Source organism: Streptomyces liliiviolaceus (assembly GCF_018070025.1).
GTDB classification, from domain to species: Bacteria; Actinomycetota; Actinomycetes; order Streptomycetales; family Streptomycetaceae; genus Streptomyces; species Streptomyces liliiviolaceus.
Map to the genome: position 1 here is coordinate 6,444,490 of NZ_JAGPYQ010000001.1, position 20,753 is coordinate 6,465,242.

Below are 20,753 nucleotides of genomic sequence, written 5' to 3' on the forward strand. Positions count from 1 at the left end.
CGTCAGGCCATGCCAAGGTCTTTGTCGATGAAGTCGAAGATGTCGTCGGCCGTCGCGTTCTCCAGCCGGTCGGCGACGGCGGTGCCGTCCTGCGCGCCGAGGGATTCGTTGAGCGTCGCCAGCAGTGTCTGGAGCCGCTCGGTGAGCCGGGTGCGTTCGATCTCCTCCGGCGGGAGCCCGGCGACGGCCGCCTCCAGGCGGTCCAGCTCCGCGGTGACGGGCACCTCGACGGCGCCCTCCGGACGCATGAGGGACTGCAGGTACGTGGCGAGCGCCGCCGGTGAGGCGTGGTCGAAGGCCACCGTGGCGGGCAGCTTCCGGCCCAGGGCCGCGCTCAGCCGGGTCCGTAGTTCCACGGCGGCCACCGAGTCGAAGCCGAGTTCCTTGAACGCGCGTGACGGGTCGAGTTCGGCGCTGTCGTCGTAGCCGAGGAGCACCGCCACGTGGGTGTGCACCAGGTCGAGCAGGGCCCGGCCGCGTTCCGCGCCGGTCATCGCGGCGAGCCCGGCCGCGAACGCCGGCTCGTCGGACTCCTCCTCGTCCTCGCCGCCCGCGAGGGCCGCACGGACCTCGGGGAGGTCGTCCAGCAGCGGTCGGGGCCGCGCGAGGGTGTAGGCGCCGGCGAAGCGGGTCCAGTCGATGTCGGCCACCACGAGGGTGCCGTCGTCGTGGTCGAGCGCCTTCTGGAGCGCGGCGATCGCGAGCCGCGGCTCCATCGCGTTCAGTCCGATCCGCCGGGTCGCGGCGCCGGTCTCGGCGTCGATCATCCCGGCGTCCCACGCTCCCCAGGCGACGGCGGTCGCGGTACGTCCCCGGGTGCGGCGCCGGTGCGCGAGCGCGTCCAGGTAGGCGTTGGCGGCGGCGTAGGCGGACTGGCCCGCGCCGCCCCAGGCGGCGGATCCGGACGAGAACAGCACGAAGGCGTCCAGCGGGCGGTCGGCGAGCAGTTCGTCCAGGTGTGCCGCTCCGGCTGTCTTGGCGCGTCCGACGGCGGCGAACTCCGCCGGTGTGAGGTCTTCCAGGGGCGCGTCGATGCCGAGCACACCGGCGGCGTGCATGACCGCCGTCAGCTCTCCCGGCACGGAGTCGAGCAGCGCGCCGAGGGCGTCCCGGTCGGCGACGTCGCAGGCCGCGACGGTCACCCGGGCGCCCAGTGCGGTCAGTTCGGCCGTCAGTTCCGTGACGCCGTCGGCCGCCGGGCCGCGACGGCTGGTGAGGACGAGGTGCTCGGCGCCGTTGCCCGCGAGCCATCGGGCCACGTGGGCGCCGATCCCGCCGGTGCCGCCGGTGACCAGGACCGTCCCGCGCGGCCGCCAGCGCCGTTCGGCGAGCGTGTCGCCGAGCGCGGCGCGCACCATGCGGCGGGCCGCGGTCCTGGCGGGGCGGATCGCGATCTGGTCCCCGTACGCGCCACCTAGAACGGCGCACAGGCGGCGGAGGGTGTCCGGGGCGGGGGCGGCGGCGTCCGGGCCGGGGGCGGTGTCCGCGCCCCTACCCGCGCCTGCGCCTCCACCCGCGTCTGCGTCTGCGTCTGCGTCTGCGTCTGCGGGAAGGTCGATCATGCCGCCCCAGGTGTCGGGGCGTTCCAGGCCGAGCACCGTGCCGAGGCCCCAGAGCGACGCCTGTGCCGGATCGGCCGACTCGCCCGCGCCGTCCACGGCGACGGCGCCCCGGGTGACGCACCACAGCGGGGCCGTGAGCCCAGCGTCACCGTGTGCCTGCGCCAGCGCGATCGTGGCGACGGCCCCCCGGGTGAGGGTCGGATGGGCGGGGTGCGGCCGGGTGTCGAACGCGAGCAGCGACAGCACGCCGCCGTCGGCCGTCCCGGCACGCAACCGCTCGGCGAGCGCGGCCCGGTCGTCCCCGTCGGTCTGCAACGACACGACGTGCGCGCCCTGTCCCGCGAGCCCGTCGGTGACCGCGGCGACCGTACCGGCCGCGAGCCCGGACGGGATCACGACGAGCCAGGTACCGGTGAGCGGGGTGCCGGGCCGCTCGGCCTGCGGCTTCCACACGATCCGGTAGCGCCAGGAGTCCATGGTGGCGTCCTCGCGGTGCCGTCGCCGCCAGGTGGACAGGGCGGGGACGATGTCCCCCAGTGCTTCGGGGGCGAGGTCGAGACGGTCCGCCAGGGAGGACAGGTCCTCGCGTTCCACCGCGTCCCAGAACGCGGCGTCGGCGGGGTCGGCCCCCGGGGCGGCGGCGATGGCGTCGGTCCAGTGCCGGCGGCGTTGGAAGGCGTAGGTGGGCAGTTCGACGCGTCGGGTCCGGAGCCCTTCGAAGGCGGCGCTCCAGTCGACGTGCACCCCGCCCGCCCATGCCTCGGCGACCGAGGCGAGGAGCCGTCGCGCACCGCCCTCGCCCCGGCGGAGCGTTCCGACGGTCACGGCGGCGGTGCCGTGGGCCTCCATGGTCTCGCCCAGGCCGACCAGCAGACCGGGATGGGGACTGGACTCCACGAACGCGGTGAAACCATCGTCCAGCAGGGCACGCGTGGCCTGCTCGAAACGGACGGTCTGCCGCAGGTTGGCATACCAATACCCGGCATCGAGGGCGACCGTGTCGAGCAGCCCACCCGTCACGGTCGAACAGAACGCCACCCTCGACGAACGCGGCGACAGACCCTCCAACTCGGCCAGGATCCGGTCGCGAAGCCCCTCGACGAACATCGAGTGCGAGGCGTAATCGACAGGGATGAGCCGAACCCGCACACCCTGCCCCTCCAACGTCGCCCTGAGCTCCCTCAACGCACCCACCTCACCGGACACAACCACCGACGCGGGACCGTTCACCACAGCCAGTTCCACACGGCCCTCCCACCCGGCCAGCACCTCGCCGACGGCTTGGGCGGACAGGCCCACCGACAGCATGCCGCCCTGCCCGGCCAGGTCCTCCGCGATGATCCGGCTCCGAACCGCCACCACACGAGCACCGTCCTCCAAAGACAACGCACCCGCCACACACGCAGCCGCGATCTCACCCTGCGAATGACCCACCACAGCAGCCGGCTCCACCCCGAAACCACGCCACACCTCAGCCAACGACACCATCACCGCCCACAAAACCGGCTGAACCACATCCACCCGCTCCAACAACCCACCATCACCCCGCAGAACCCCCAACAGATCCCACTCCACGAACGCCCCCAACGCCCCGGCACACTCCTCCATCCGAGCAGCGAACACCGGCGAGGAATCCAGAAGCTCGACCGCCATACCCACCCACTGCGAACCCTGCCCGGGGAAGACGAACACCGGCGGCCGGTCGTCTCCCGCGGCCACGCCCCGTACGAGGTTCCCGTCCGCGGTGTCGGTGGCGAGCGCGTCCAGAGCGGCCAGGCCCGCGTCACGGTCCTCGGTCGACACCACCGCGCGGTGGTCGAACACCGACCGGGAGGTCGCCAGCGAGTACCCCACGTCGACCGCGGACAGGTCCGTCCCGGCCCGGACGAACGCGGCCAGCCGTTCCGCCTGGCCGCGCAGCCCCTCGGCGGACTTGCCGGAGAGCACCCATGGCACAGGGCCGGGCATGGGGACGGGTACGGGTACGGGTACGGGTACGACTTCACCGAACTCGGCGCCGACGGGCGCGGGTTCACCGGATTCGGTTTCGACGGCCGTAAGGCCATCGAACTCGGTTTCGACGGCCATAAGGCCACCGGAGTCGGTCGGCTCGGACCAAGTGGCGTCCGGGGACTGGACATTCAGGCTCTGGGTATCCGAGGCCCGGGCGTCCGGAGCCTGCTCCACGATGACGTGCGCGTTGGTTCCGCTGATGCCGAACGAGGAAATCCCCGCCCGTCGCGGATGACCGTTCCGTGGCCATTCACGGGCCTCGGTCAGCAGCTCCACCCGTCCGGCCGACCAGTCGACGTGCGGGGTCGGCTCATCCACGTGCAGCGTTCGGGGCAGGACGCCGTGCCGCATCGCCTGGACCATCTTGATGATTCCGGCGACTCCGGCCGCGGCCTGCGCGTGTCCCATGTTCGATTTGATGGATCCCAGCCACAGCGGGCTGTCCTGCGGACGGTCCTGCCCGTACGTCGCCAGGAGGGCCTGCGCCTCGATCGGGTCGCCGAGCGTCGTCCCCGTACCGTGTGCTTCCACGGCGTCGACCTGGTCGGACGACAGGCGGGCGTTGGCGAGGGCCTGCCGGATCACGCGCTGTTGGGACGGCCCGTTGGGCGCGGTCAGGCCATTGGAGGCGCCGTCCTGGTTCACGGCGGAGCCCCGCACCACCGCCAGCACCGGATGGCCGTTGCGCCGGGCGTCCGACAACCGCTCCACGAGGAGCATGCCGACACCTTCGGCCCAGCCGGTGCCGTCCGCGGACGCCGAGAACGACTTGCTGCGGCCGTCCGCGGCGAGGCCCCGTTGCCGGTTGAACTCCACGAACATGCCGGGCGTGGCCATCACCGTCACGCCGCCGGCCAGTGCCAGGGAGCATTCGCCTGAGCGCAGTGCCTGTGCGGCCAGGTGCAGGGCCACCAGCGAGGACGAGCACGCGGTGTCGATGCTCACCGCCGGCCCTTCCAGGCCGAACACGTAGGAGACCCGGCCGGAGGCGAGGCTCCCTCCGTTGGTACTGGCGGCATCCACGTCCAGCGCGTAGTCGTGGTACATGAGTCCGGTGAAGACCCCGGTCCGGCTGCCGCGCATGGTGTGCGGATCGATCCCCGCCCGCTCGAACGCCTCCCAGGACGCCTCCAACAGCAACCGCTGCTGCGGATCGGTGTCCGCCGCCTCCCTCGGCGAAATGGCGAAGAAATCAGCATCGAACTCCGCAGCGTCGTAAAGGAATCCACCCTCCCGCGCCACGGTCTTGCCCGGTTTCCCCGGCTCGGGATGATAAATACCCTCGACGTCCCAGCCCCGGTCCACCGGAAACGCCGACACCGCGTCGACACCGTCCGCCACCAGCCGCCACAGATCGTCGGGCGACGCCACCCCACCCGGATAACGGCACGCCATCCCCACGATCACCACCGGATCGTCGTCCACCGGCACGACGACCGGGATCTCCGCGGCCGAGCCCGCCGCGACACCGCCCCTCTCACCCCACAGCTCGGCGTCGAGGTAGGTCGCCACAGCTCGCGCCGTCGGATGGTCGAAGACCAGCGTCGCCGGAAGCGCCAGACCCGTCTCGGCCCGCAACCCGTTCCGCAACTCCACCGCCGACAGCGAATCGAAGCCCAACTCCTTGAAGGCCCGATCCGCCTCCACGGCCTTCGGCGAGGCATGACCGAGCACCGCCGCCACCTGGGTCTGCACCAACTCCACCAGGAGGGCGAGGCGTTCGGCCCGGTCAAGTCCGGTGAGCCGCCGGGGCAGCTCCCGGCTTCCCGGCGCCTCGGCCCGGGCGCGGACGGCGCGGACGGCACGGCGGGTGCCGCCGGTCAGGCCGCGCAGCAGGGCAGGAACATCGTCGCCCCGGGCCCGCAGTACGGCTCGGTCCAGGTGCACCGGGACGACCGCCGCGTCCTTCGCGGACACTGCGGCATCGAACAGGGCGAGCGCCGCGTCGGCCGGTATCGCGGGCATTCCCAGGCGGCGCAGCCGGTCGGCGTCCGCTTCGGTGAGGTCACCGGCCATCCCCGTGTCGACGTCCCAGAGGCCGAACGCCAACGACGTCCCCACCAACCCCTCACCACGCCGATACGCAGCCAACGCATCCAAAAACACATTCGCCGCCGCATAACCACCCTGCCCCGCCGCCAGCAACGACCCACCCACCGACGAGAACAACACAAACGCCGACAACTCCATGTCCCGCGTCAACTCATGCAAAAACCAAGCCCCATCAGCCTTCGCACCCAACACCCCATCCACCCGACCCACAGACAACGAACCCACCAACCCGTTGTCCACCACACCCGCCGCATGCACCACACCCGACAACACACGACCCGCAACCAACGCCGCCACCGCACCCCGATCGGCAACATCACACGCCACCGCCTCGACCTCAGCGCCGAGCCCGGTCAGTTCCGCACACAGCTCCCGGGCTCCAGGAGCCTGCGCTCCCCGACGACCCACCAGGACGAGACGACGAACCCCGTGCTCGACCACCAAGTGCCGCGCCACGAGGCTGCCCAACGCACCGAACGCACCCGTCACCAACACCGACCCCGAACCACCCCACACCGACGACACCACCGGCTCCACCCCGACCAGTCGCGGCACGTGGATCTCTCCGGCGCGGATCGCCGCCTCGGGTTCACCCGAGGCGGCCACGGCGGTCAGGGCGGTGGACGGCACGGGCCCGCCGTCCAGGTCCACCAGGACGAACCGGCCGGGGTTCTCCGCCTGGGCGGCCCGGACCAGGCCCCAAGCGGGCGCCTGCGCAAGTTGTCCGGCGTCGCCCGCCGTCGTGGCCCCGTGGGTGACCACCACGAGGCGGGACGCGGCGAACCGCTCGTCGGCCAGCCATCCCTGCACGACGTCCAGCACCTGATGCGTCACGGTCCGGACGCCCGCGGGGACGTCGACGTCACCAGCCCCGTCGCCGTCCCCGGACGGGCACGCCCACACCACGGCTTCGGGGCAGCCGACCTCGGCCAGCTGGGCCAGGTCCGCGAACGCGGGCACGGTGTCGTCCAGACCGCAGCGGTCGAAGCCCAGTACCGCCGCCCGCATGTCGGGCCGCACGGTCATGTCGGGCGCGGGAGTCCAGGCCACGGTGAAGAGCGAGCCGTCCTGGCCGCCCCGCGCGGTCAGCTGCTCGGGCGACATGGGCCGCGAGACGAGCGACTCCACGGTGAGCACGAGCTGTCCCGTCTCGTCGGTGGCCGTTAGTTCCATCGCGGTGCCGCCCAGCGGCGACACCCTGACATGGAGCACCGGGGCACCCGCCGCATGCAGGTTCACTCCGCTCCACTCGAACGGGAGAAGGGCCTCCTCGCCGTCGTCGAGCAGGATGACGTGCAGGGCGGCGTCGAGCAGCGCCGGATGGATCCCGTACGCGCCTGCCTCGGCGCGCTCGTCCTCCGGCAACGCGACCTCGGCGTACAGGTCGTCCCCGGCCCGCCATGCTGCGCGCAGCCCGCAGAACGTCGGCCCGTACCCGAAGCCCCGCTCGGCGAGACGGTCGTACACGCCGTCCAGGTCGATCGGGGTCGCCCCGGCGGGCGGCCACTGCTCGGGAATCACCGGCGTCCGGTGGTCCGGATCGTCGGAAGGCCGCTGTCCGGTGCCCGGGGCCAACATGCCTTCGGCGTGCCGGGTCCATACTTCCTGGCCGGTGGTGGTGCTGTTGCCGTCGTCGTGCCGGGAGTGAACGCTCACCGTGCGGCGTCCCAGCTCGTCGGGCTCGCCCACGGCCACATGGAGCGCGACTCCGTGCTCGGGCAGGACGAGCGGTGCTTCCAGGGTGAGTTGCTCCAGTACGTCGCAGCCGACCTGGTCCCCGGCCCGTACGGCCAGTTCCACGAAGGCGGTACCCGGCAGCAGTACCGAACCGAACACCTCGTGGTCGGCCAGCCACGGCTGGTCCCCGGCCGACAGCCTGCCGGTCAGCGCCACACCGTCGGAGCCGGGGAGGCCGACCACGGCGCCGAGCAGCGGATGCTCGGCGGGACCGAGCCCCACGGCAGCGGGGCCGTCGCCCGCCGGGGCGTCCACCAGCCAGTACCGGTCCCGCTGGAAGGCATAGGTGGGCAGTTCGACCAGCCGAGCGCCCCGCCCGGCGAACATCGCATGCCAGTCGACAACGGCTCCCGCGCTGTGGAGCTGTCCGAGCGCCGTGAGCAGGGCGATCGGCTCGGGCTGGTTCGTACGCGACACCGGCACGAACGCGAGAGGTACGGACAGTTCGTCGTCCAGGCAGTGCTGGGCCATCGCGGCGAGGACGGCGTCGGGGCCCAGTTCGACGAAGCGGGTCACGCCGGCAGAGCGCAGGTGGGTCACACCGTCGGCGAACCGGACCGCCTCGCGGACGTGCCGGACCCAGTAGTCGGCCGAGTCGAGGCCTTCCGCCGGACCGCCCGTCACGTTGGAGACGATCGGGATGGCGGGCACGCTGTACGTGACGCTCTCGGCGACTTCGCGGAAGGCGTCGAGCATCGGGTCCATGAGCGGGGAGTGGAAGGCGTGCGAGACCCGCAGACGATTCGTCTTACGCCCCAGCGCACTGAAGTGGGCCTCCACCGTGCTGACTTGAGCCTCGGCACCGGACACCACGACCGACGTCGGACCGTTGACCGCCGCGATCGCCACCTCCGCGCCATCCAGCAACGGGGCGACCTCGTCCTCGGAAGCCTGGATGGCCGCCATCGCCCCACCCGGGGGCAACGCCTGCATCAACCGACCCCGCGCAGCCACCAACCGCGCCGCATCGCCGAGCGAGAACACCCCGGCCACGTGTGCAGCGGAAAGCTCACCGATCGAATGACCCGCCAGGAAGTCAGGACGTACACCCCATGCTTCGAGCAGCCGGAACAGCGCCACCTCGACGGCGAACAGCCCCGCCTGCGTGAACACCGTCTGCCCGAGCAGTTCCGGCTCGGACCACATCACCTCGCGCACCGAACGGTCCAGGTGCGGATCCAGAGCGGCACACACCTCGTCCAGCGCCGCCGAGAACACTGGGAACGACGCGTACAACTGCCGCCCCATACCGACCCGTTGCGCCCCCTGCCCCGAGAAGAGAAACGCCGTCGCGCCCTCCGTTCGGCCCTGGCCGGCGTGGTTGTGGTCGCCTGTGGCCAGCCTGGCGAGTCCGGCGAGGAGTTCGGCGTGGTCCTCGCCGACCACCACGGCGCGGTGTTCCAGCGCGGCTCGTGAGGTGGCCAGGGAGAAGCCCACGTCGACCGGGTCCAGTTCCGGTTGTTCCTGAAGGAATTGGAGCAGCCGGGCGGCCTGGGCCGTCGTCCCGTCCCGGTCGCGTCCGGAGAGCGGCCAGGCCACCGGCGCCGTCCCGGTCGGCCGTTCGTCGCCCTCGGCCGGAGCCGAAACCGGAACCGGAACACGAGCCGGTGCCGGTGCCGGTGCCGGTGCCGGTGCCGGTGCCGGTGCCGGTGCCGCTTCGATGATGACGTGGGCGTTGGTGCCGCTGATCCCGAACGAGGAGATCCCCGCCCGCCGCGGACGACCCTCCGCCTCCGGCCACTCGCGCGCCTCCGTCAGCAGCTCGACCTCGCCCACGGTCCAGTCCACGTGAGGGGTCGGCTCGTCCACGTGCAGGGTCCGGGGCAGGACGCCGTGGTCCATGGCCTTGACCATCTTGATGATGCCCGCCACACCGGCCGCCGCCTGCGTATGACCGATGTTCGACTTGATCGACCCCAGCCACAACGGACTGCCCTCCGGACGATCCTGCCCATACGTGGCCAGCAACGCCTGCGCCTCGATCGGATCGCCCAGTGTCGTGCCCGTACCGTGCGCCTCCACCGCGTCCACGTCCGCGGCACTCAGGCCTGCTGTGGCCAACGCCTGCCGGATGACGCGCTGTTGGGACGGCCCGTTCGGCGCCGTCAGCCCATTCGAAGCACCGTCCTGGTTGACCGCCGTACCCCGCACCACCGCCAGGACCGGGTGACCGTTGGCCCGCGCGTCCGACAGCCGCTCCACCAGCAGCATGCCCGCGCCCTCGCCCCAGGACGTCCCGTCGGCTCCGGCGGCGAACGACTTCGCCCGCCCGTCGCGCGCAAGACCCCGCTGTCGACTGAACTCGACGAAGGTCTCGGGGGTCGCCATCACCGCGACACCGCCCGCGAGCGCCAAGGAGCATTCGCCCGAGCGGAGTGCCTGTATCGCGAGGTGCAGGGCCACCAGCGACGACGAGCACGCGGTGTCGACGGTGACCGCCGGGCCCTCCAGGCCGAGCGTGTACGAGATACGGCCCGACGCGACCGAGCCGGTGTTACTGCTCGACGCGTAGTCGTGGTACATCGCCCCGGCGAACACACCCGTCCGGCTTCCGCTCAGGGACGAGGGGTCGATCCCGGCCCGTTCCAGGGCTTCCCACGACGTCTCCAGCAGCAGCCGCTGCTGGGGGTCCATTGCCAGGGCCTCACGCGGCGAGATCCCGAAGAAGGCCGCGTCGAACTCGGCCGCTTCGTGCAGGAACCCGCCGGCGTCGACGTAACTGGTGTCCTGGCGGACGCCCTCGGGGTCGTAGAGGCGTCCGAGGTCCCAGCCGCGGTCCCGGGGGAACCCGGACACCGCGTCCACGCCGCCGGCCACCAAGCGCCACAGGTCGTCCGGCGACGCGACACCGCCCGGGAAACGGCAGGCCATCCCTACGATCGCGATCGGCTCGTCGTCCCGGGCGACGACCTGAAGCGGGATGTCCTCGACGTTGCCCGTCAGCGCGTCCTGGAGGTGGCGGGCGAGGACGATCGGCGTCGGGTAGTCGAAGACAAGCGTGGGCGACAGGCGCAGTCCGGTCGCCTCGTTGAGCGCGTTGCGGAACTCCACCGCCGACAGTGAGTCGAAGCCGAGTTCGCCGAAGGCGCGGGCGGGATCGATCGCCGAGGGACCCGGATGCCCGAGGACGGCCGCGGCGCTGCCGCGCACGATCTCCAGCAGCAGGGCCTCCCGCTCGTTGTCGGACAGGCCGGCCAGCTGCCGTCCGAGGTCCGAGGTGCCGCCGGTTCCGCCGGTTCCGCCGCCGGCGATCCGGCGTGCCGGGCGCCGGACCAGACCGCGCAGCAGATGCGGCACTTCGCCGCCGGCGGCGCCGAGTGCCTTGAGGTCCAGGCTCATCGGGACGAGCACGGCCTCGTCGACCGTGGTGGCCGTGTCGAGGAGTGCGAGTCCTTGTTCCGCGGACAGGGCCTTCAGGCCGGTACGGGCGAGGCGGCGGAGGTCGGCGTCGTCGACCTGTCCTGCCATCCCTCCGCTCCACAGTCCCCAGGCGAGCGACTGGGCGGGCAGGCCGTGCGCCCGGCGGTGTGCGGCCAGGGCGTCCAGGAACCCGTTCGCCGCCGCGTAGTTGCCCTGGCCGGGCGAGCCGAGTACACCGGCCGCCGAGGAGAACAGGACGAACGCCGAGAGGTCCATGTCCCGGGTCAGCTCGTGCAGATGCCAGGCCGCGTCCACCTTCGGGCGCAGCACCGCGTCCACCCGATCCGGCGTCAACGACGAGATCACCCCGTCGTCCAGTACGCCCGCGACATGCACCACACCCGACAGCACACGGCCCGCGACCAGTTCCGCCACCGCGTCCCGATCGGCGACGTCACAGGCCACGGCCTCGACCTCGGCGCCGAGTCCGGTCAGTTCCGCGCACAGCTCCGGGCCTCCGGGGGCCTGTGATCCCCGACGCCCCACCAACACCAGACGCCGCACACCGTGCCCCACCACCAAGTGCCGTGCCACCACGCCACCCAGCGCACCGAACGCACCCGTCACCAGGACAGCACCGTCACTGGAGAACACCGTCGGAGAAGCGTCCCGAGCCTCCACCGCCGCCCGCGCCAGCCGGGGAGCATGAACGACACTCGCGCGTATGACCAGTTGGGGCTCGCCCAGGGCAACGGCCGCCACCGCGTCGGCAGGGCCGGCATCCGCGTCGAGGTCGACCAGAACGATCCGCCCGGGATTCTCCGACTGCGCCGACCGCACCAGACCCCACACCGCCGCACCCGCGAGGTCGATGACATCCTCACCCGTCGAGGAGACCGCGCCATGGGTGGCGACGACCAACGTCGCGTCGGCGAACCGCTCCTCCGCCGGCCACGACTTCACGACGTCGAGGGCGCGTCCGACACTCGCGCGTACGGCGGTCGCGTCACCGGGCGGAAGCTCCAGCAGGACGACGGCTGGTACGGGGGCGGGTACGGGGGCGTCGGAGATCAACGTGTCCCAGTGCGCCCAGGACGGCCGGTCGGCGACGGGCCGGGGATCGAGCGGGGACCAGACGACATGGAACAGCGACTCATGGAACGCGGCTCGGACCGCGGCCAGTTGGGCGGCGGACGTCTGGCGCAGCGTCAGCGAGTCCACCGACGCCACCGGGCGGCCCGCCAGGTCCGCGAGCTGGAGGGACACGCTCGCCGTACCGGTCCGGGTCAGCCGGGCGCGCAGCAACGTGGCGCCGGAGGCGAACAGCTCCACCCCCGACCAGGCGAACGGCAGAGCTGTGCCCTGGTCGTCGTCGCCCGCCGCGATCGCGTGCAGGGCGGCGTCCAGGAGTGCCGGGTGCAGTCCGAAGCCGTCCACCGCCTCGGAGTCGGGGAGCGCGACCTCGGCGAACACCTCGTCGCCGCGCCGCCACACCGCACGCAGCCCCCGGAAGGCCGGCCCGTACTCCAGCCCCGCCTCCGCCAGGTCGTCGTACAGCCCGGTGACGTCCACCGCGGTCGCCTCGGTCGGCGGCCACTGCTCAAGCGCGAAGGCCGGTGCGGCACCCGCCGCCGACGCATGGCCCGAGACGTGGCCCGGCACATGACCATCTGAGACATGCCCCGAGGCATGGCGGATCCAGGGCGCGTCGATGTCGGCGCGTGAGTGGACGGCGACCGTACGCCCCGTGACCCGGTCCGTCGACCCGTCCGTGTCCCCGACCACGACCTGTACCGCGATCGATCCGTCGGCCGGAAGCACGAGAGGTGCTTCCAGGGTCAGCTCGTCCAGCGTTCCGCAGCCGACCTGGTCGCCGGCCCGGATCGCCAGTTCCATGAGCCCGCTGCCCGGGAACACGACGGTGCCGAACACCTCGTGATCGCGCAGCCACGGCTGGTCGTGGACCGACAGCCGGCCCGTCAGCACGACACCGTCCGAGTCGGGCGAGGAGATGACCGCCCCCAGCAGCGGGTGGCCCGATGCCTCCAGCCCCGCGGAGGCGAGGTCACCGCCATCGATCGCCGAGCCGGCCCACGCCTCGCGCCAGTAGCTGCGCACGTCGAGCCAGTACGGCTCGCGCTGGAAGGCGTAGGTGGGGAGGTCGACCCGCCGGGCACCACGACCGTGGAACAACTTGGCCCGGTCGACAGGTACACCGGCCGCGTGCAGCCGGCCGGCCGCCGTCAGCAGCGTCCTTGACTCGTCCTGCTCCCGCCGCAGCGTCGGCACCACCAGCACACCGTCGTCCACCACGGCCGCCACCATCGCGGACAGGACGCCGTCGGGGCCCAGTTCCACGAAGCGGGTGACACCCTCGTCGTGCAGGGTCCGGACGCCGTCGGCGAAGCGGACGGCCTGACGCACGTGCCCGACCCAGTAGTCGGCAGACCCCAGGTCCTCCGCCCACGCGCCCGTGACATTCGAGACGACCGGCACCGCGGGACTGCCGTAGGTGATGCTCTCCGCGACTTCGCGGAAGGCGTCGAGCATCGGGTCCATGAGCGGGGAGTGGAAGGCGTGCGAGACCCGTAGTCGGTTCGTCTTGCGTCCGAGAGAGGTGAAGTGGGCGACGACCTGGACGACTTCGGACTCCGTACCGGACACCACGACCGACGTCGGACCGTTGACCGCCGCGATCGCCACCTCCCCGTCGACCAGCAGCGGGTCGACTTCTCCCTCGGTGGCCTGGATCGCGGCCATCGCCCCACCCGACGGCAACGCCTGCATCAACCGACCCCGCGCAGCCACCAACCGCGCCGCGTCGCCGAGCGAGAACACCCCCGCCACATGCGCGGCGGCAAGCTCACCGATCGAATGACCCGCCAGGAAATCAGGCCGCACACCCCACGACTCCAGCAACCGGAACAACGCCACCTCGACCGCGAACAACCCCGCCTGCGCGAACACCGTCTGCCCGAGCAACTCAGGCTCCGACCACACCACCTCACGCACCGAACGGTCCAAGAGCGGATCCAGAGCAGCACACACCTCGTCCAACGCCGCCGCGAACACCGGGAACGACTCGTACAACTCCCTCCCCATACCGACCCGTTGCGCCCCCTGCCCCGAGAGCAGGAACGCCGTCGCACCCGGCGTCGCCGTATCGCGTACCACGCCTGGCCGTAGTTCCCCGGCGGCGATGGCCGCGAGGCCGTCGAGTGCCGCCTCTCGGTCGTCCGGGAGCATCACCGCGCGGTGTTCCATGGCGGGTCGGGAGGTCGCCAGAGAGAACGCGATGTCGGCGGGGGCCACTTCCGGGTGAGCCGCGAGGTAGGACCTCAGCTTCCCGGCCTGGCCGCGCAGTCCCTCGGCGGACCGGCCCGACAGCATCCAGGGGAGGGCGTCTGCCGGTGCCTCCTCGATCGAGGGCGGATCGGTCGGCGTCGGGACCTGCTCGATGATGACGTGGGCGTTGGTGCCGCTGATCCCGAACGAGGAGATCCCCGCCCGCCGCGGATGGCCGTTCAGCGGCCACTCGCGCGCCTCGGTCAGCAACTCGACATCCCCCGAGGCCCAGTCCACTTCCGGGGTCGGTGCGTCCACGTGCAGGGTGCGCGGCAGGACACCGTGCTCCATCGCCTTGACCATCTTGATGATGCCCGCGACACCGGCCGCCGCCTGGGTGTGGCCCATGTTCGACTTGATGGACCCGAGCCACAGCGGGCGCTCTTCAGGACGGTCCTGGCCGTACGTCGCGAGGAGGGCCTGTGCCTCGATGGGGTCGCCCAGCGTGGTGCCGGTGCCGTGTGCCTCCACCGCGTCCACATCGCCGGTGCCGAGACCCGCGTTGGCGAGGGCCTGACGGATCACGCGGCGCTGCGAGGGGCCGTTGGGCGCGGTCAGTCCGTTCGACGCGCCGTCCTGGTTGGTGGCGGTGCCCCGGACGATCGCCAGGACGGGGTGACCGTTGCGGCGGGCGTCCGACAGCCGCTCCACCAGGAGCATGCCCGCGCCCTCGCTCCAGCCGGTGCCGTCGGCGGACGCGGCGAACGATTTGCTCCGGCCGTCGGCCGCGAGACCGCGCTGTTTGCTGAACTCCACGAACGCTTCGGGGGTGGCCATGACCGCGACGCCGCCGGCCAGTGCCAGCGTGCACTCCCCCGAGCGGAGGGCCTGGGCGGCCCAGTGGAGTGCCACCAGTGAGGACGAGCACGCGGTGTCGACGGTGACCGCCGGGCCCTCGAAGCCGAAGGTGTAGGCCACCCGGCCGGAGGCGATCGCGCCCGTGCTGCTGTTCGCCGCGTAGTCGTGGTACATCATTCCGGCGAACACTCCGGTCGCGCTGCCGCGCAGTGCGGCGGGGTCGATGCCGGCGCGTTCCAGCGCCTCCCACGACGTCTCCAGCAGCAACCGCTGCTGCGGATCCATCGTCAACGCCTCGTTCGGACTGATCCCGAAGAACTCCGCGTCAAAACCGGCCGCGTCATACAGAAAACCACCGGAGTTCACATAACTGGTGTTCGGCCGCTCACCCGTCGGATCGAACAACTCCGCGACATCCCAGCCACGGTCCGACGGGAACTCCGACACCACGTCCACCCCACCGGCCACCACCCGCCACAGATCCTCGGGAGAAGCCACCCCACCCGGATAACGGCACGCCATCCCGATGATCGCGATCGGCTCGGCGTCGGCGGCGACGGACGCGACGGCGCCGAGGCCGTCGTCGACGGAGCCGGACACCTCGCTCAGCAGATACCGGGCGAGCACGTCCGGTGTCGGGTAGTCGAAGACCAGCGTCGCGGGCAGCCGCAGGCCGGTCGCCTCCCCCAGTCCGTTGCGCAGTTCGACCGCCGACAGCGAGTCCACGCCGAGGTCGCGGAACGCGCGCTCGGGGTCGATCGCCGCCGGACCGGTGTGCCCGAGGACGACGGCCGCCTGGGTACGGACCATGCCGAGCAGGACGTCGTGCCACTCCGACTCGGGCCGGGCCGCCAACTGCCTGCGCAGGGAACCCGTGTCCGCGCGGGCGCCCGTGGCCGAGCGCCGGATCCTCGGTACGAGCCCCTGGAACAGACGGGGCACCTCGCCGGTCCCGGCGGCGGCCAGCACCCTGGGATCGAGGCGGATGGGGACCAGCGCGGCCGTGCCGAGCGCGACCGCGGTGTCCAGGAGCGCGAGGCCCTGGTCGGCGGAGAGCCCTTCCACGCCGGACCGGGCCATCCGCTGGGCATCGGAACCGGCGAGCCCTCCCGCCATGCCACCCACACCCGCCGACCACGGTCCCCACGCCAGTGACAGACCCGGCAGTCCACCCGCACGGCGATGTTCCGCCAGGCCGTCCAGATACGCGTTGGCCGCCGCGTAACTCCCCTGGCCCGATGTCCCCAGCACACCGGCGGCCGACGAGAACAGCACGAACGCCGACAGATCCAGGTGCCGGGTCAGCTCGTGCAGATGCCAGGCCGCGTCCACCTTCGGGCGCAGCACCGCGTCCACCCGCTCCGGCGTCAACGACGAGATCACCCCGTCGTCCAGTACGCCCGCGACATGCACCACACCCGACAGCTCGCGGTCCGCGACCAGTTCCGCCACCGCGTCCCGATCGGCGACGTCACAGGCCACGGCCTCGACCTCGGCGCCGAGTCCGGTCAGTTCCGCGCACAGCTCCGGGGCTCCGGGGGCCTGCGCTCCCCGACGTCCGACCAGGACGAGACGCCGCACACCGTGCTCGACCACGAGGTGCCGCGCCACGAGGCTGCCCAGCGCACCGAACGCACCCGTCACCAGCACCGCCCCGGCGCTGACACCGGCATCGGGATCGGTGCCGGGGCCGGGGCCGTCGTCGGCATGGGAGAACAGTGAGGCCGGCTCCTCGTGCGCCTCCCCCACCTCAACGGCGACGCGGGCCAGGCGGGACACGTGCACGACGCCGTCGCGGATCGCCACCTGCGGCTCGCCGAGGGCGGCTGCCGCCACCGCCTCGGCCGGGCCGGTGTCCGCGTCGAGGTCGGCCAGCACGAACCGGCCGGGATTCTCCGACTGCGCCGACCGCACCAGACCCCACACCGCCGCACCCGCGAGATCCGTGACGTCCTCGCCCTTCGAGGACACCGCACCACGCGTGGCCACGATCAGCGTCGCGTCGGCGAACCGTTCTTCGGCCTGCCAGGACCGTACGGCGTCCAGAACCCGGTGCACGGCCGACCGGACGGAGGCGGGGTCCGTGCCGGCGGGGGACGGCAGCACCACAACCGCGGGGACCTCGTCGTCGGGTCCCAGGTCGTCCCACACGGCCCAGCCGTTCGCGGCTTCGGAGCGTGCCGCGGCATCGGAGAGCGCTGCCGGAACCGGCGACCAGTCCACGCGGAACAGCGACTCGTGGAACACCGACCGGGCGGCCGAGAGCTGGTCGGCGGAGATCTCCCGCAGCGCCAGCGACTCCACCGTGGCCACGGCGCGTCCCGAGGCGTCCGCGACCTGGAGAGAGACCGCTCCGCTGTCCGACGGGACGACGCGGACGCGCAGCGCTCCGGCGCCGGAGGCGAACAGTTCGACGCCCGACCACGCGAACGGCAGCACCACCCCGTCACCGACCGCACCACTCAACGCCACCGCATGCAGACCCGCGTCCAGCAACGCCGGATGCAACCCGAACCCGTCCCCCTCCACCTGCTCAGGAAGAGCAACCTCCGCGAACACCTCCTCACCACGCCGCCACGCCGCCCTCAACCCGCGGAACACCGGCCCGTACTCCAGACCGGATTCCACAAGTCCGCCGTAGAATCCGTCCAGCTCGACGGGGGTGGCACCCAGGGGCGGCCACTGCTCCAGGTCGCGGCCGTCGTGCGCGCCGGGCGTCAGCGTTCCGGCGGCGTGCTGCGTCCACACCGACATGCCTTCGTCGCGGGAGTGGACGCTGACCCGGCGGGCCCCCAGGGCGTCCGCCTCTCCCACCACGACCTGTACCTGGACGCCGCCGCGCTGCGGCAGGGCGAGCGGTGTCCGGAGGGTCAGCTCTTCGATACGTCCGCAGCCGACCTGGTCACCGGCGCGGATCGCCAGCTCGACGAAGCCCGTTCCGGGGAAGAGCACGACACCGCCGACGACATGGTCGGCGAGCCACGGCTGGGAGCCCACCGACAGCCGGCCGGTGAGCACCACCTTGCCGGAGTCGGCCAGGGCGATCGTCGCGCCGAGCAGCGGGTGGCCCGTGCGGTCCAGGCCGGCGGAGGCCACATCGACGGTCTCGCCGGATGCCTCCAGCCAGTAACGCCGGTGCTGGAACGCGTACGTGGGCAGGTCCACGTGCCGTGGGCCGCGTCCGGTTCCCGTTCCCGTGCCGATTCCGGTTCCGGATCCGGTTGCGGTTGCGGTTGCGGTGAAGACCGCGTGCCAGTCCGGCCCGGCACCGTTCACGTGGAGCTGTGCGACGGCGGTGAACAGCGTGGCGACCTCGGCCTCGCTCCCCCGCAAGGCGGGGACGACGAGGGTCGCGGCGGGCGGTTCGTCCAGGCAGTTACGGGTCATCGCGGCCAGCACGCCGTCGGGGCCCAGTTCCACGAAGCGGGTCACGCCGGCAGAGCGCAGGTGGGTCACACCGTCGGCGAACCGCACCGCCTCGCGCACGTGCCGGACCCAGTAGTCGGCCGAGTCGAGGTCTTCCGCCGGACCGCCGGTCACATTGGAGACGATCGGGATGCCGGGCGGGCTGTACGTGACGCTCTCGGCCACCTCACGGAAGGCGTCGAGCATCGGGTCCATGAGCGGGGAGTGGAAGGCGTGCGAGACCCGCAGACGACTCGCCTTACGCCCCAACGCACTGAAGTGAGCTTCCATCGCCGCGACTTGAGCCTCGGCACCGGACACCACCACCGACGTCGGACCGTTCACCGCCGCGATCGCCACCTCCGCGCCATCCAGCAGCGGAGCGACCTCGTCCTCGGAAGCCTGGACAGCAACCATCGCCCCACCCGACGGCAACGCCTGCATCAACCGACCCCGCGCAGCCACCAACCGCGCCGCATCCCCGAGCGAAAACACCCCCGCTACATGCGCCGCCGCCAACTCACCGATCGAATGACCCGCCAGGAAATCAGGACGTACACCCCACGACTCCAGCAGCCGGAACAGCGCCACCTCGACCGCGAACAACCCCGCCTGCGTGAACACCGTCCGATCCAGCAGATCGGCATGCGACCAGATCACCTCACGCAGCGACCGATCCAGATGGAGGTCAAGGGCAGCACACACCTCGTCGAACGCCGCCGCGAACACCGGGAACGACTCGTACAACTCCCGGCCCATACCGACCCGTTGCGCCCCCTGCCCCGAGAACAGGAACGCCGTCGCAGCAGGCGTGCTGCGGACGGAGCCTCGTGCGACGCCGGTGTCGGACTCGTCGGACGCCAGTGCGGCGAGCCCTCGGAGCAGGTCCTCTCGCTCGTGGCCGACGACGGCGGCGCGGTGTTCGAGTGCGGCCCGCGATGTCGCCAGGGAGAAGCCGACGTCCGCCGGGTTCAGCTCCGGCCGCTCCTCGGCGAAGGCGAGCAGGCGTACGGCCTGTGCGGCCAGCCCCTCACGGCTGCGGGCGGACAGCACCCACGGCACGACCGAGGTCCGTACGGCCTGCGCGTCGTCGTCCGATCCGGGATCGGTCCCGGCCTCTTCGGCTGGTGAGGTGGGCTCGGCCGCTTCGATGATGACGTGCGCGTTGGTGCCGCTGATCCCGAACGAGGAGATCCCCGCCCGCCGCGGACGACCCTCCACCTCCGGCCACTCCCGCGCCTCCGTCAGCAACTCCACCCGCCCCGCCGACCAGTCCACCTGCGGAGAAGGCGCGTCCACATGCAACGTACGCGGCAGCACACCGTGCTCCATCGCCTTGACCATCTTGATGATCCCCGCGACACCCGCCGCCGCCTGCGCATGCCCGATGTTCGACTTCACCGACCCCAACCACAACGGGCTGTCCTGCGGACGGTCCTGCCCATACGTCGCCAGCAACGCCTGCGCCTCGATCGGATCCCCCAGCGTCGTCCCCGTACCATGCCCCTCGACCACATCCACCTGGCCCGACGACACCTGCGCACTCGCCAACGCCTGCACGATGACCCGCTGCTGCGACGGACCGTTCGGAGCCGTCAACCCGTTCGACGCACCATCCTGATTCACCGCCGAACCACGCACCACCGCCAACACCGGATGACCACGGCGCCGAGCATCCGACAACCGCTCCACCAACAACACCCCGACACCCTCACCCCACCCCGTACCATCCGCCGCAGCCGCATACGACCGACACCGACCATCACGCGACAAACCACGCTGCTGGCTGAACTCGACGAAGGTCTCCGGGGTGGCCATGACCGCGGCGCCGCCCGCGAGTGCCAGGGAGCATTCGCCCGAGCGGAGCGACTGCGCCGCGAGATGCAGCGCGACGAGCGAGGAGGAGCAGGCCGTGTCGACGGTGACCGCCGGGCCCTCCAGGCCCAGTGCGTACGACACCCGTCCCGAGGCGATGGCGCCGGTGTTCGTGTTGGCCACATAGTCGTGGTAGACGAGGCCGGCGAACACTCCGGTCGCGCTTCCCGCCAAGGAGCCGGGGTCGATGCCGGCGCGTTCCAGCGCCTCCCACGACGTCTCCAGCAGCAACCGCTGCTGCGGATCCATCGTCAACGCCTCGTTCGGACTGATCCCGAAGAACTCCGCGTCAAAACCGGCCGCGTCATGCAGAAAACCACCGGAGTTCACATAACTGGTGTTCGGCCGCTCACCCGTCGGATCGAACAACTCCGCGACATCCCAGCCACGGTCCGACGGGAACTCCGACACCACGTCCACCCCACCGGCCACCACCCGCCACAGATCCTCGGGAGAAGCCACCCCACCCGGATAACGGCACGCCATCCCGATGATCGCGATCGGCTCGCGCTCCCGGTCCTCCATGTCGCGCAGGCGCCGCCGGGTCTGCTGCAGTTCGGTCGTGGCGCGCTTGAGGTAGCCGCGCAGTTTCTCGTCGTTCGCCAT

At 71.8% G+C, this 20,753-nt stretch carries 1 protein-coding gene; it reads right to left on the bottom strand.

Going from position 1 to position 20,753, the window contains the following annotated elements; genetic code table 11:
* Window positions 1-2 precede the first annotated feature (2 nt).
* Window positions 3-20,753 (bottom strand): type I polyketide synthase, encoded by a 20,751-nt coding sequence (locus J8N05_RS47585; protein WP_247706528.1) that lies wholly within the window; start codon window positions 20,751-20,753, stop codon window positions 3-5.

Coding starts and splice junctions, on each gene's coding strand:
- J8N05_RS47585 (WP_247706528.1), bottom strand. CDS start 20,753: ATGGCGAACGACGAGAAACTGCGCGGCTACCTCAAGCGCGCCACGACC.